At 71.5% G+C, this 14,410-nt stretch carries 12 protein-coding genes; 4 read left to right on the plus strand and 8 right to left on the minus strand.

Translation table 11 applies throughout. From position 1 onward, the window contains the following. Nucleotides 1–95: 95 nt before the first annotated feature. The 4 genes from AB0B85_RS12865 to AB0B85_RS12880 are packed head-to-tail and all read right to left on the minus strand — an operon-like array spanning nucleotide 96 to nucleotide 4,276. Complete coding sequence (locus AB0B85_RS12865; protein WP_357406622.1) at nucleotides 96–905, minus strand: inositol monophosphatase family protein; 810 nt, start codon at nucleotides 903–905, stop codon at nucleotides 96–98. Next, entirely contained in the window at nucleotides 898–1,350 is a 453-nt protein-coding gene (locus AB0B85_RS12870) for a response regulator (RefSeq protein ID WP_357406624.1), read from the minus strand. Before AB0B85_RS12870 ends, AB0B85_RS12865 begins: the two co-directional genes overlap by 8 nt. Continuing rightward, complete coding sequence (locus AB0B85_RS12875) at nucleotides 1,347–3,080, minus strand: ATP-binding protein (protein ID WP_357406626.1); 1,734 nt, start codon at nucleotides 3,078–3,080, stop codon at nucleotides 1,347–1,349. Before AB0B85_RS12875 ends, AB0B85_RS12870 begins: the two co-directional genes overlap by 4 nt. Further along, a complete protein-coding gene (locus tag AB0B85_RS12880; RefSeq protein ID WP_357406628.1) occupies nucleotides 3,077–4,276 on the minus strand; it encodes a fused response regulator/phosphatase in 1,200 nt (399 codons plus the stop codon). Before AB0B85_RS12880 ends, AB0B85_RS12875 begins: the two co-directional genes overlap by 4 nt. A 392-nt stretch (nucleotides 4,277–4,668) precedes the next feature. On the opposite strand from AB0B85_RS12880, the gene AB0B85_RS12885 reads away from it, so the two are divergent. From AB0B85_RS12885 to AB0B85_RS12895, 3 genes are all read left to right on the plus strand, one after another. Next, nucleotides 4,669–7,014: a M28 family peptidase gene (locus tag AB0B85_RS12885; RefSeq protein WP_357406767.1), complete on the plus strand. Its 2,346-nt coding sequence runs from the start codon at nucleotides 4,669–4,671 to the stop codon at nucleotides 7,012–7,014. A 188-nt stretch (nucleotides 7,015–7,202) separates the two neighbouring features. Continuing rightward, nucleotides 7,203–9,386 carry a tetratricopeptide repeat protein gene (locus AB0B85_RS12890; RefSeq protein WP_357406630.1) on the plus strand — a complete coding sequence of 728 codons (2,184 nt, stop codon included), beginning with the start codon at nucleotides 7,203–7,205 and terminating at the stop codon, nucleotides 9,384–9,386. Nucleotides 9,387–9,635: 249 nt separating this feature from the next. Then, nucleotides 9,636–9,971: a hypothetical protein gene (locus tag AB0B85_RS12895; protein ID WP_357406632.1), complete on the plus strand. Its 336-nt coding sequence runs from the start codon at nucleotides 9,636–9,638 to the stop codon at nucleotides 9,969–9,971. Nucleotides 9,972–9,982: 11 nt separating this feature from the next. Here the strand turns inward: AB0B85_RS12895 and AB0B85_RS12900 are convergent, their stop codons facing one another. The 4 genes from AB0B85_RS12900 to AB0B85_RS12915 form a co-directional block, all read right to left on the minus strand. Next, nucleotides 9,983–10,861 (minus strand): hypothetical protein, encoded by an 879-nt coding sequence (locus AB0B85_RS12900; protein ID WP_357406634.1) that lies wholly within the window; start codon nucleotides 10,859–10,861, stop codon nucleotides 9,983–9,985. Between the two features lie 222 nt (nucleotides 10,862–11,083). Continuing rightward, entirely contained in the window at nucleotides 11,084–11,338 is a 255-nt protein-coding gene (locus AB0B85_RS12905; protein ID WP_007465523.1) for a Smr/MutS family protein, read from the minus strand. A gap of 121 nt (nucleotides 11,339–11,459) precedes the next feature. Further along, nucleotides 11,460–11,828, minus strand: a complete 369-nt coding sequence (locus AB0B85_RS12910) for a tetratricopeptide repeat protein (RefSeq protein WP_357406636.1) — start codon at nucleotides 11,826–11,828, stop codon at nucleotides 11,460–11,462. An 89-nt stretch (nucleotides 11,829–11,917) separates the two neighbouring features. Next, on the minus strand, nucleotides 11,918–12,688 hold the full coding sequence (locus tag AB0B85_RS12915) for an ROK family protein (protein WP_357406638.1): 771 nt from the start codon (nucleotides 12,686–12,688) through the stop codon (nucleotides 11,918–11,920). Nucleotides 12,689–12,750: 62 nt separating this feature from the next. Here AB0B85_RS12915 and AB0B85_RS12920 point away from each other — a divergent pair, with 62 nt between their 5' ends. Continuing rightward, complete coding sequence (locus AB0B85_RS12920; protein ID WP_357406640.1) at nucleotides 12,751–14,388, plus strand: ABC-F family ATP-binding cassette domain-containing protein; 1,638 nt, start codon at nucleotides 12,751–12,753, stop codon at nucleotides 14,386–14,388. Nucleotides 14,389–14,410 lie beyond the last annotated feature (22 nt).

Here is a 14,410-nt window from a genome sequence, read left to right on the forward strand (position 1 = left end):
CACGATACCGGACTGCGCGCCGGTGACCAGCCCTCTGCGACCCGGGACGCCCGGATGTCGACGGAGCGTCCCGGCACCGTCGCACAACGCCTGGATCAGGGGGCCAGCAGGGCGTCCCGCACCTCGGTCCAGACCTGCTCGTTCGCCGCGACGAGCAGCCCGCGGCCGTCGTCGGCGGGGTGGTAGTCGACGCCGTCGAAGCGGCGGGCGACGCCACCGGCCGCCCGGACCAGCACGCTGCCCGGGGCATGATCCCAGGGCAGGGTGCGCCAGAAGAGGGCGAACTGCTGCTCACCGGTGAGGATGTCCAGATATTCCCGACCGGCGCAGTGCTGACCGGGCAGCAACTCGCCGATCCGCCGACCACCGGCGCGGACCTGGTCGCGGGTCTCCGGTGGCAGGAACCGGGTCATCGCCGCGCCGCGTAGCCCGCCGCGCGGCGGCACCGGGATGGTGCCGTCCACCGGCTGGCCGTTGAGCAGGGTGCCGTCGTCCGCCCAGCCCGCGGCGAGGGTGTCGGCGAGCGGGTCGAGGATCCAGCCGGCTACCTGTCGTCCGTCGGTCAGCAACGACACCATCAGGGCGAACGGCCGGCGACCCGCGGCGAAGTTGGCGGTGCCGTCGACCGGGTCGACGAGCCAGACGTCACCGGCGTCGCGCAGGTGCCGCAGCAAGCCGGGGTCGTCGGCGACCCCCTCCTCACCTACCACCTCTGAGCCGGGTCGCAGTCGGCGCAACCCGGCCGAGAGCAGCTCCTCGGCCCGGCGGTCGGCGACGGTGACCACCTCACCGGGCGCCTTCTCCGACACGTCGGCGTCGTCGAGCTTGCGGAACAACGGCAGCACGACCTGGTCGGCGGCCTCCCGCAGCAGGTCGCCGACATCGTCGAGCAGGGTGTCAGCCACGCGGCGGCAGCTTGACCACGCTGACGAAGAACTCGTCGATCTGGCGGACCACCGAGATGAACCGCTCGAAGTCCACCGGCTTGGTCACGTAGGCGTTGGCGTGCAGCTGGTAGCTGCGCAGGATGTCCTCGTCAGCCTGCGAGGTGGTGAGCACCACCACCGGGATCCGGCGCAGCTCCGGGTCGTTCTTTATCTCCTCGAGCACCTCCCGGCCGTCGCGCCGGGGCAGGTTGAGGTCGAGCAGGATCAGGTCGGGCACCACCGCGTCCGCGTACTGGCCCTCCCGCCGCAGGTAGGCGAGCGCCTCGGCGCCGTCGGAGACGACGGTCAGCCGGTTGCGCAGCTTGTGCTCCTCGAACGCCTCCTGGGTCATCAGCACATCACCCGGATCGTCCTCGACCAGCAGGACCTCGATCGGGCTCTTGCCATCCGCAGGCGCGGTCATCCCACCGTCTCCCTCATGTCACCCGTTCTACCGCTTTCCGGCGACTCGTCGGCCCGGTCCGGCCGGTCCGACCCGTCGGACTGCTCGGCCGGCGCTGCCGCGGTCTCGTTCGAGGGCGTGGCGTCGCCCGCCGGCAGGTCCGGCGGCTGCTCCGACGAGTCGACGGCGGCAGTCGCCTCCAGGTCCGCCGGAAGCGCCGGCAGGGTGAACCGGATCGCCGTGCCCTCCGGCACGTCGGTGTCCACCCAGACCCGGCCCCCGTGATATTCGACGATCTTCTTGACGATTGCCAACCCGATGCCGGTGCCCGGGTACGCGTCCTTCGAGTGCAGCCGCTGGAAGATCACGAAGATCTTGTCGGCGAACTCCGGTTCGATTCCGATGCCGTTGTCCTGGCAGGTGATCTCCCACTCGCCGTCCACCAACCGGGCCGAGACGTGCACCTTGGGCGGCACCTCCGCCCGCCGGAACTTGATCGAGTTGCTGACCAGGTTGGCCAGCAGGTTGGTGAGCAGCGGTTCCTCACCGGAGATCACCGGCAGATCGGTCCAGGTCAGCTCGGCGTCGGCGTACTGCCGGGCGGCCTCGGTCTGGCCGGCCACGTCGCTCATCACCTTGTTGAGGTCGACCTCGACGAAGCCGGTGGTGAGCCGGCCGATCCGGGAGAACGCGAGCAGGTCGTTGATCAGACGTTGCATCCGCTGTGCGCCGTCCACCGCGAAGGCGATGTACTGGTCGGCCCGCTCGTCGAGCTGCCCGGCGTAGCGACGCTGGAGCAACTGGCAGAAGCTCGCCACCTTGCGCAACGGCTCCTGCAGGTCGTGCGAGGCCACGTACGCGAACTGCTCCAGATCCCGGTTGGACCGGGTCAACTCCTCGGCCTGCTTCTGCAACTGGCTGTTGACCCACTCGATCCGCTCGCGGGCAGCCCGCACCTCGGCCAGGTCGGCGGCGATCTTCTGGCGCATCGCGTCCACGTCGTCGCCGAGCTGGATGAACTCCGGCGGGCCGGTGGTGGCGATGCGGTGCTGGTAGTCACCCTCGGCGACCTCGCGAACCTGGACGGCCAGGCCGGTAAGCGGTCGGACCACCATCCGGTCCAGCGAGAGCAGCAGCACCGCGCCGGCCACGACCACCACCAGGGCGGCGACGATCAGCAGCACGACAAGCACGTTGCTGCTGGTGCGCACGTTGTCGGCGGTCTGCTCCCGGGCGGCCAGGACCTCCTCCTGGAGATCGTTCACCGCCATCCGCACCTCGTCGAACTGCTGCCGGGCCTGCTCGGTGACGAGTGCCTGGCCGGCGCTGGTGCCGTTGCGCTCGGTGGTGGTGATCACCGGCTCGGCCACCGACTGCCGCCACTGCGTGATGCGCTCCTCGACGGTCCGCAGCTCCTGGCTGATCTGTGGATAGTCGCCGAGCAGCGCCCGCATCGAGACGATGACGCTCTGTTCCTGGGCGAGCCCCTCCCGATAGGGGTTCAGGTCGTCCTGGTCACCGCTCACCGCGTACCCACGGATCGCCGTCTCCTGGTCAAGCAGCGCGTTGAGCAGCTCCTGGGACTGCACCCGCAGGGGGCCGGTCTCGTTCAGGACGGCGTCGATCTGGGTGCGGTTGCGGGCGGCCATCGCCGCCTCCGCGGCGGCCAGGGCGATCAGCAGCACCCCCACGACGGTGAGCAGCGTGATGACCCGGCGGCGCAGACTCCAGCCGCCGGCCACCGGCTTCACCGGCCACCACCCCGGCTCACCAGCAGCATGGCCACGTCGTCGGCCAGTGGACCACCGTTGAGCCGTTCGGCCCGGCCGACCAGCCAGGCCGGCAGCTCGGGCAGCGCCACCGAACGGTTGGCCGGCTCGTCGAGCAGGCCACTCAGCCCCGGCACGTCGAGGCGGTCGTTGCCCGCGTCCACCCGCCCCTCGATGAGGCCGTCGGTATACATCAGCAGGGACCAGTCATCGGTGTCGAACTCCAGGTCGTAGGCGATCGGCCGGCGGGGTCGTACGCCCAGCAGTCGGCCGCCGGGCGCGGGCACCGGGACGACCCGGCCGCCGGCGAGCAGCAGTGGTGGCGGGTGCCCGGCGAGTCGGACGGTGGCGCGGTTGGCGTCCAGGTCGAGCCTGGTGGTGGCCACCGTCGCGAAGATCTCCTGCAGGCGGCGCTCACTCATCAGCACCTGCTCGAGCGCGGGCAGCACCTCGTCGTCCGGCACTCCGGCGAGCACCAGGGCCCGCCAGGCCACCCGCAGCTCGACGCCGAGCGCGGCCTCGTCCACCCCGTGCCCGCAGACGTCGCCGACGATCAGGTCGAGACGGTCCGGACGGGTCTGCACGACGTCGAAGAAATCCCCGCCGATAAGCGCGGCGTGCCGGCCGGGCCGGTAGAAGGTGTGCACCGCCACCTGGTCGGTGGTCATCAGCGGTTGGGGCAGCAGGCCGCGCTCGAGGCGGGCCGACTCGGCCTGGCGCAGCTCGACCTCCCGCAGCCGGCGCGCGTTCTCGTCGGCGCGCTTGCGCTCCACCGCGTACCGCAGCGCCCGGGTCAGCAGCACCCCGTCGACCTGGCCCTTGACCAGGTAGTCCTGTGCGCCCTCGGCGACCGCCACGACACCCAGGTGCTCATCCGAGCGGCCGGTGAGCACGCACACCGCGGCGCCGCTGGACATCTCCAGCACCTGACGCAGCCCGTCCAGCCCCTGCGCGTCGGGCAGGCCCAGGTCGAGCAGGACGCAGTCGACGTCGTTGATCCGCTGCCGCGCCTCGCGCAGGCTGGTGGCGACCAGCAGGTCGATCATCGAGTTGGTCTCGGCGAGCAGCTCACCGACCAGGAAGGCGTCGCCCTCGTCGTCCTCCACCAGCAGCACCCGCAACCGTTCGCCAGGTGGCAGGTTGGCGTGCCGCGCCAGGCCACCGTGCGGGTACGGCACAACTGGGGATCCGGCCGAGCCGGACCCCCGGTGCGGCCGGGTCACCGCCGCGAGGCGCGGGAGTTCGCTGGTGATGTCGGCCTCCTTCCGAGTGCCCTGCTGATCCTGTATTAGACAACGGTCGCACACAACACGATGCCCACGGCACGGGCGGGCATGGGCCGCATCACTGCCCGCCCCGGGACAGACCAGGTGGGTGATCGACACCGGGCCGTACCGGCCATGCCGGCCGGGACGGCTGGGGGGCAGGATGATGCCACCCCAGGCCCCACCACCCCCGAGGAGTTCCCGTGGGCGCACCCCCCACCCCGGCCACGACGGGCACACCGCCCCGTCCGACTCCCGGCGTACCCCCCGCGGATCGTGCGCTGACCCGGCCGCACCGGCGGCTCGTGGCCGCCGCGGCGGCGCTTGTGGCGCTTGCCGCCGTCGGCGCCGGCAGCCTGCTCGACCTGCGCACCCCGACACCGAAGCCGGCTGACTCGCCGGCGGGTGAGTTCAGCGCCGGCCGGGCGTACGAGGACGTCCAGATTATCGCCGCCCGGTCGCACGTCGCCGGCAGCGCGGCAAACGACCAGGTTCGCGCGCACCTTGAGCAGCAGTTGCGCGGGTTGGGCCTGGAGACCGAGGTGCAGGACACCGTGGCGCCGGAGGCCGGTCAGCTCAGCGGCGCGGCGGGCGGGGCGACACTGGCCCGCGTCCGCAACGTGGTGGCCCGGCTGCCCGGCACCGACTCGACCGGCCGGGTCTTCCTGGTCGCCCATTACGACTCGGTGCAGACCGGGCCGGGCGGCAACGACGACGCGGCCGGCACCTCGACCATCCTCGAGGTGGCCCGCGCGCTGGCCACCGGCCCACGGCCCCGCAACGACATCGTCTTCGTGCTCACCGACGCGGAGGAGGCGTGCCTCTGCGGCGCGTCCGCGTTCGCCGCCAGCCATCCGCTGGCCGCCGACGGCGGGGTGGTGCTCAACCTGGAGGCGCGGGGCTCCACCGGCCCGGTGATCATGTTTGAGACGTCCCGGAACAACGCGAAGCTCGTGGACGTCTTCGGCCGGGCCGCGCCGCACCCGGTCGGCACCTCGTTCGCTGTGGAGATCTACCGGGCACTGCCCAACGACACCGACTTCACCGCGTTCCTGGACCAGAAGTTCGTCGGGCTGAACTCGGCGTACATCGACGGCGGGGCGATCTACCACACGCCGTTGGACACGCCTTCGGCGATGGACCGGGGCAGCCTCCAGCAGCACGGGGACAACGCGCTGGGCCTGGCCCGGGAGTTCGGCCGCACCGACCTGACCGACCTGCGTTCGGGGCACGACGCTACCTACTTCCCGGTCCCCGGCGGCCTGGTCCGCTACCCGGGCACGCTCACCCTGCCGCTGGCCCTGCTCGCGGTGGCCGCGGTGGTCGCGCTGGGCTGGCTGGTCCGTCGGCGGGGTCGGGCCAGCACCGGCCGGCTGGCCGCCGGCTTCGGGCTGGCCCTGCTGCCGATCGTGGTCGCGCCGGTCGCCGCGCAACTGCTCTGGCTGGCGATCACCACGATCCGACCGGGGTACGCGGAACTACTCGACCCGTACCGGCCGGTCTGGTACCGGTTGGCCGTCGTGGCGCTGGCCGCTGCCGTCGTATTCGCCTGGTACGCGCTGCTGCGCCGCCGGATCGGCCCGGCCGCGCTGGCCGTGGGCGGGTTGGCCTGGCTGGCGCTGCTCGGGGTGCTGCTGGCCGTGGCGGTGCCCGGCGGGGCGTACCTCACCACGGTGCCGGCGCTCGCCGGCGCCCTCGGTGGGCTGGTCGCGCTGCGGACCCGGCAGACCGGGCCGTGGCCGGTGGTGGCGGTGACCGCCGCCGCGGCGGTCGGCGTGGTCATCCTCCTCCCCACTGTGGTGCTGCTCTTCCCCGCGCTGGGCATGGGCATGGGTGGGGTGGCCGCGCTCGTCGCGGTGCTGCTCGGGCTGACCGCGCTGCCGGTGGTCGACCTGCTGCACCCGCAGGCCGGCGGCCAGCGCGGCCTGCGGGCGTTGCGGGCCCGCCGGCTCGGCGTGCTGCCGGCGGCAGCCGCCGCCGTGGCGACGGTGGTGCTCGCCGGGGTCGGGCTGGGCGTCGACCGGTTCGACGCCGCCCATCCCGCGCCCACCCACCTGATGTACGCCCTGGACACCGACACGGGCGACGCGCAGTGGGTCACCCACGAGGAGAAGCTGCAACCGTGGACGGCCGAGCACGTCGACCCGGTCGCGCGGGAGTCGCTCCGCGAGCGGTTCCCCGTCCTGGGCGACGAGTCACTGCGGGTCGGCACGGCCCCGAACGCCAACCTGCCGGCACCGACAGTGCAACTGGTGTCGGACAGCACCTCCGGCGGTGAGCGCACGCTGCGGGTCCGGGTGGTGCCGCAGCGGACGGTACGCCTCGTGTCGTTGCACGTGGACGCGAAGACCGCCGAGGTGAAGCGGGCGGAGGTCGCCGGTCGGGCCGTACCGGTGGAGCGGCAGCCGACGGTCGAGGAGGCCGCGCTGGACCGGTGGGGGTTCGGGGTGGTCTTCCACGCCCCACCGCCCGAGGGCATCGAGGTGACCCTGACCGTGGTACCGCGGGCACCTCAGGTGTCGCTGCGGGTGCTGGACGCCAGCGACGGGCTGGACGGGTTGCCCGGATTCCGCCCCCGGCCGCCGGGCGTCGGTGTCGTCGGGTCGCACAGTTCCGAGATGCTCGCTGTCGCCCGCACGTATCCCTTCTGACCGTCCGGATGGTGGTTCGGCGGAGCGATCCCTCCGCCGAACCGGTCAGGTACGCAGAGATGTGCAAGCCGGTGCGGGATGGATACCCTTGCGCGTGACGTGGTGCGGCGACGATCCCTCCGACTGATGTCGAGACGACAGAGAGCTTCCGCAGGCCACCGCGATTTCGCCACCGAAGGGGGACCGCATTGACTGCGGACGCTCCACCCGAGGATGCCGGCGGACCCCGGCCACCCGCGTACGACCGGCCGGGTCGCGTCTCTGTCGACCCACCGCTCGGCCGGCTCGACAGCCCGCTGCGCGGGCGTGACGACCTGCTCGACGAGCTGATGCGGGCACCCGGAGCCGGTGCGGACCGGGCCTCGGTGCACGTCCTGTGGGGCATGGGTGGCTCCGGCAAGAGCCGGGTCGCGCTGGAGATCGCCCGCCGGGCCCGGGCTGACGGCCGGGTGGTCTGGTGGGTGCCGGCGGGCCGGCTCAACTCCGGGATGCGGGAGGTGGCCAGCCAACTCGGCGCGTCGGAGCCTCAGGTCGACTGGGCCTGGGCCGGGATGTCAAGCGCGCCCGACCTGGTGTGGCACTACCTCGACCAGGCCACGCAACCTTGGTTGTTGGTCTTCGACAGTGCGGACGAGCCGACCGTGCTGGGGCCCGCCGACGGAGTGCTCGCCGACGGCACCGGCTGGCTGCGGCGCCCGGCGACCAAGGACGGCATGGTCCTCGTGACCACCCGGGACGGCAACCCGGCCACCTGGGGCACCTGGTCGACGCTGCACCAGGTGCCCGCGCTCGACGCCGAGGCCGGCGCGCAGGTGTTGCTCGACCGGGCCGGGACGCAGGCCGGTGGCCTGACCGACGCCCGCGAGTTGGCCCGGGAGTTGGGCGGGCTGCCGCTGACGTTGCAGGTTGCCGGCAACTACCTGCGGTCGGTGCACGCCAGCCCGGTCTGGCGCGGCTCGTCCGCCATCACCACCTTCGCCGAGTACGGGGCCGCTGTGCGGCGGCGGCTGCACGCACCACTCGACGTCACCGACGTCGATCTCGACGAGTCGCTCGGCCTGGAGATCGTCCGCTACAACTACGACATCTCACTCGATCTGCTGGCCCGCCGCGGCCTACCCCACAGCCGGCCGCTGCTCAACGTGCTGGCCTGCCTGGGCCTCTCCCCGGTGCCCTACGAGGTGGTGCGCAACCCGGCCGTCCTGGCCGGGTCGCCGCTGTTCAAGGGGTTCACCGCTCCCGAGTCGGTCAAGACGCTGGAGGGCTTCGGCGACCTCGCCCTTGTCGACTTCGACGTCCGGCAGGACGTCCGCGACCCGACCTTCGCGCACGTGCTGTCGATGCAACCCATGGTGCGCGCCATGGTCCGCGACCGCGACGAGTTCCGTGAGCAGATCGCCGATTACCACGGCCTGGTCGTGAAGCTGCTGCTCGCCGCCACCGAGGGGCAGGACCCGGACGACGGGGAGAGCTGGCCCAACTGGAACGTGCTGGCGCCACACGTGGTCGAGGTCGTCCGGGGATACCTGGTGCCACAGCGACACAAACACGACCCCGAGACGGTACGCCGCGCACTGGAGTTGACCCGGCTCGCCGCCCGCTACCTCATCGCGAACGGCCTCCCCGGATCCGCCTTCGACCTCCTGGAACCGGTGGTGCGGGATTGTGCCGCGTACGACCACGACCGGGACCATCCACAGGTGTTGGCGCTGCGCCACGAGTTGGGTCGTACCTGGCTGGAACGCAACCAGTCGGAGATGGCCGACCGGATGCTCAGCGACGTGATTACGGCCCGCACCCGGGTGCTGGGCAGTGGCGACGCCGACACCCTCGACAGCCGGCACCGGTTCGCAACGGCGATCTTGGCACAGCGGCGGTGGTCGGAGGCCGAGGCGGAGTTGCGGCAGATCGTCGCCGCTGAGGACCAGGTCCGCGGTCCGGAACACTGGGACACCATGTTCATGCGGCACAGCCTGGCGCTCGCGGTGCTCGCTCAGGACCGGGTGCCCGAGGCCGAGGCGATGATGCACACCCTCCTGGAGGTCTACTACCGGCGCTGGCCGCTCAACCAACCCGAAACCTGGCAGGCCCGGCACACGCTGGCCCGCTGCATGCAGGCGCAGGGCCGGCTCGTCGAGGCGGAAGCGGAACTGCGGGCCACCCTGGCCACCGTCGAGCCCCGGTACGCCGACCGCAGTGAAGTGCTCGCCATCCGGGCCACCCTGGCCGTGGTGCTCCTGCTCGACGGACGGGTCGACCCGGCGATCGAGGCGTTCGACGAACTGCTGGCCGACCGACGACGGCTGCTCGGGGACACCCACCTGGACACCCTCCAGATCGAACACGCGCTGCGCCGGCTGCGCAGCGGCTGACGGGTAGGTGCGCTCCGCCGAGGAGCGATCGAGCGTCCTGGCGGCCAGAGTCTGAGTACCGGGACGGATGCGCGCCTGCGGGATCGACGATGTGCTTGCCGCATGCCGCGACACACAATCGACAGGCGACGGGCGCCCGATCCGGCCCGCTGGGGTCGGACAGGCATCAGGGCACTGCTTACCTGCCTCGCCGTGCTGCCTTGCACGGGATGCGCCCTCTCGGGCCACGAGAGAGCTCGGGATTCGGTAGTGGCGAGGGCCGAACAGATCGCCCACGAGACCGAGCCGTGGGCGACCGACTCACTCGGTCTGAGGGGCTGGAAAAGCAATCAGTCGGTGCTCGACCGCCTCGTCGCCGAAAGCGGAGGCGAACGGCTCACCGCGTCGGTGCACGATCCGGATGAGCACGGGGTGGGTCTGCTGGCCACGGTAGAGGTCACGATGGTGGGCCGCGCATCCGACGGCTGGCTGGCCGACGAAGAGATGTCCTACCAGATCTGCGTACGCTTCGAAGTTCGCCGGGAGACCAGTGGCCCCCGTGAGATCACTCCCACGCCCATCGACTGCCCAGCCGGGGTTCCATAAGCCCCGTCAACTCACGAAGGCGGGATTCGCCAAAGGGTCCAGGAGAGGGACCCATTCCGGATGTCGGCGGCGAACACGTCAGTTGCGACACCGAACACGGCCGCTGGCGACACCCGCGTTGTCGACACCTCCACGTCGCTCGTTTCAGCGGGCGGGTTCAGGCTGACCCACGCCACCGGGCTGAGCTCGCCGGAGCACAGCAACAGCCCGTGTTCGTAGGTGTCGAGCAGCACCCGCCGGTCGTTCAGGAAACATCCGTACAGGGTGAACGCGAAGTCGTCGATTGCCAGATCGGCGGCGTGCAGCCGAGCAAGGGGACGCCGGCTCGGCCATTCCAGGATGGATATCTCATCATCGAAACAGGGGTGTGGCATGAGCAGCAGGCGATCTCCGGACGGTGCGAAGCTCGCCGCGACCACGTTCTCGGCGACCGGCTCCACCTTGATCCTGTCGTCGAGCACCCGGGCGACATAGATCAGAGCGCCATCCTGACCCATCGCGGCGTCCAGGACCACCGACCCGTCGTGCGGATGAGGCACAGTGGTCATGCTGGCGTCCACCGCATCGAGAACGGCCTGGTCCAGGACTTGTCCCGAATCTGGATCCACCAAGAACACCAGGTGTTCGCCCTTGACGTCGTACTCGCGGCCCTTGTGTTCGAGCCGTTCGAGTGCCGGCGCGGTGATCAGCAGCCGGCCGCCCGGCAGCAGCGTCGCGGTATCGGCTGCCGCGATCTCGACCGGGATTGGCCGGCCCGCCGCCATGATGATGACCCGACGGGTGTCGGTCACGACGACGGTTGCCAGATCCGGACTTGCGGCAAGAAGCTCCGCTGTGGGTGGCACGTCCACGAACAGCTGCCGGATCGGCTGCAACTGCTCGTCCAGCACACTTACCGTTCGGTCGAGTAGGTGATATCTGACTACCGGCTCCAGCGAACATGGCGCAAGAACACGATCCAGTTGTAGATCCGGCAGTCGACGTACCCATTCCGCTTCGATCCGATGCACTAGATCATCCTGCCAACATCGGGGCAGGCTGTCATCCCGGCGTGATCATGGTTCGCCGATCTTGGCCGAGCCCTGAGACGCAGGTCAGGGCCTGGGCTGTCGCTATTTCCAGCGGAAGTGGACGAAGAGGCGGCCGAAGTTCTTCGAGTCCTTTTCCACGCGGTGGTAGAGCTGCTTGACGTCCTTCTGGTCGAGGAACCGCAGCACCCGCTTCTTGAGCTGCCCGGACCCCTTGCCAGGGATGATCTCGACGAGGGTGGCCTTCTTCGCCACCGCCTCGTCCATGATCCCGCGCAACGCCCTGTCGATGTCCTGCCCCTTGTTGAAGATCTCGTGCAGGTCCAGCTTGAGCTTCATGCCACAGCCCCCGCCCGGTCAGGTCCCATGCCCGCCATCCTAGGCACGCCCGGCGGCCCGTCCGCCCGACGACGAGGGGCGGCCCCGCAGGACCGCCCCTCGTCACGTCACCGGTGCACGCTCAGCGCGTGCCGCTGACCCGGGTCTCCACCCGATCCAGCGCGATCCGGTAGTCGTCGTTTGTCGCGTACATGGCGGCGGCGATCCGCAGGTGCCGCAGCGCGTCGGTGTGCCGGTTCAGCCGCTCAAGCGTCCGACCGAGCACGTGGTGCGCGTAGTGGTCGCTCGGGTCCCGGTCGACCAACTCCCGCAGGTGCTCCTCGGCCCGGCTGAGCTGGGCCGACTGGAAGTACGCGCGAGCCAGCAGCTGTCGAACCGCCGCGTTGCCGGGTTCGGCGTCGACGATCGGCTCCAGCAGTCGGGCCGCCGCGCTCGGGTCACCGGTTTCGAAGAACATGGTCGCCCGCCGGTAGTCCGCCAGAAGATCCATCTGCCCACCTCCTCGGGTCGCACCGTCACCTGTTCCGACGCTGGCACAACGTCAGGCGTTTGGCGACTGTTCCCGTCGTCGAAACCGGGTCAGGTTCGCGCGTCGCGGCGGATGGCGGCCAACTCCCAGGCGCGGACGCCACCGACGATTCCCGCCGTGTTCGGCACCACCACCACGTCGTCGCCCATCCTGGCCAGCTGCTCGGGCCGGATCAGTCGGGAGTTGCCGCCGCCCAGGTAGAGCCGGTCCCAGCGGAACACCGGGCGGAGCCCGTCGACCACCTGCCGGATCCGCCGGGACCAGAAGGCGTCGCCGAGCCGCCGCCGTTCCGGCTCGCCCACGTACGTGTCGTAGGTGGTGCCCCAGCGCACCGGCGCGTGCGACAGCTCCAGGTGCGGTGCGAGCACCCCGCCGTCGTAGAGGGCGCTGCCCAGCCCCGTCCCCAGGGTCAGCACCAGCTCGCAGCCGGTGCCGGCGACCACCCCGGCACCGTGCACCTCGGCGTCGTTGAGCACGAGCGCCGGCACCCCGAACGCGTCGGCAAGCGCGCCTCGCGCGTCCCAGCCGGACCACTCGGCGAGCAGATCCGGGTCGACCCGGCTGCGCGGCCCGCTGCGGGTCACGTAGTGGGGTGTGGCCACCACCACCCCGTGCCGGATCATCCCGGGTACGCCGACGGTCAGCCGGTCCGCCGCCGGCAGCCGCCCGCCCAGATCCAGCAGGGTCTGGACGAAGAGCGCGGGCGGCAACGGGTACGGCGTCGGCACCCGCAAGGGTCGGGCCCGCATCGTCCCCGCCTCGTCCAGCACGGACGCCTTGATGCCTCCGCCGCCGCAGTCGATCGCCAGTGTGGTCACCACGCCGTTGAGTCTGCCCGCTCCCGTCGGATCGTATGCCGGCAGCCGGATAGGCTCCCGTTCTGATGAGCGCCACGATGATCGTCAAGGACCTGGCCGCCGGGCACGGCGACCGCCCACTCTTCGCCGGGCTGGACCTGGTGGTGGCCCCCGGTGACGTGGTCGGCCTGGTCGGGCCGAACGGGGCCGGCAAGTCGACGCTGCTGCGTACCCTCGCCGGGTTGCTGCCGGTCGAGGCCGGCAGCGTGCGACTCAGCCCGCCCACGGCGAGCGTCGGGCACCTGCCGCAGGAGCCGGAGCGGCGGCCGGGCGAGACGGTACGCGACTTCCTGGCCCGCCGGACCGGGGTGACCGCCGCGCAGGCGGCGTTGGACGCGGCGACCGAGGCGCTGACCGCCGGGGCGGCGGGCGCCGACGACGCGTACGGCGACGCGCTTGAGCGCTGGCTCGCCCTCGGCGGCGCGGACCTGGACGAACGCGCCGAGCAGGTGAGCGCGGACCTGGGCCTGGCGGTGGACCTGGACCACCCGATGACCGGTTTGTCCGGCGGTCAGGCGGCTCGCGCCGGGCTGGCGTCGCTGCTGCTCAGCCGGTACGACGTGTTCCTGCTCGACGAGCCGACGAACGACCTGGACCTGGCGGGGTTGGAGCGGCTGGAGGAGTTCGTCACCGGGTTGCGCGCCGGCACGGTGCTGGTCAGCCACGACCGGGAGTTCCTCCTCCGCACGGTGACCCGGGTGCTGGAGCTGGACCTGCCGCAGCAGCAGGTCAACCACTACGGCGGCGGTTACGCCGCGTACCTGGAGGAGCGTGAGGTCGCGCGCCGACACGCCCGCGCCGACTTCGAGGAGTACGCCGACACCAAGGCCGGACTGGAGGCGCGGGCCCGCACCCAGCGCGGCTGGATGGAGAAGGGCGTGAAGAACGCCCGCCGCAAGGCCACCGACAACGACAAGATCGGTCGCAAGTTCCGCAGCGAGGCGAGCGAGAAGCAGGCCGCCAAGGCGAAGCAGACCGAACGGCTTATCGAACGGCTCGAGGTGGTCGAGGAGCCCCGCAAGGAGTGGGAGCTGCGGATGGAGATCGCCGCCGCGCCCCGCGCCGGCGCCGTGGTGGCCACGCTGCGCGGAGCTGTGGTACGCCGGGGCGACTTCACCCTCGGCCCGGTCGACCTCCAGATCGACTGGGCGGACCGGGTCGCGGTGACCGGGGCGAACGGCTCGGGCAAGTCGACGCTGCTGGCCGCGCTGCTCGGGCGGCTGCCGTTGGACGCCGGCACCGCCTCGCTCGGCCCCGGGGTGGTGGTCGGCGAGGTCGACCAGGCGCGCGGGCTGTTCCTCGGCGACGCGCCGCTTATCGACGCGTTCCACGCTGCCGTACCCCACATGTCGCCCGCCGACGCGCGGACACTGTTGGCGAAGTTCGGGCTGCGTGCGGCGCACGTGCCCCGACCGGCGGCCACGCTGTCCCCCGGTGAGCGCACCCGGGCCGCGCTGGCGCTGCTCCAGGGCCGCGGGGTCAACCTGCTGGTGCTCGACGAGCCCACGAACCACCTGGACCTGCCCGCCATCGAACAGCTCGAATCGGCACTGGCCAGCTACCCCGGAACGCTGCTGCTGGTCACGCACGACCGGCGGATGCTGGCCGCCATCGAGACCAACAGGCGACTGCGGGTCGACGGCGGGCGGATCGCCGAGGATTGATCCGTGCCCGTGGGCCGGCGCG

Source organism: Micromonospora sp. NPDC049044, from assembly GCF_040649215.1.
Taxonomy (GTDB): Bacteria; Actinomycetota; Actinomycetes; order Mycobacteriales; family Micromonosporaceae; genus Micromonospora.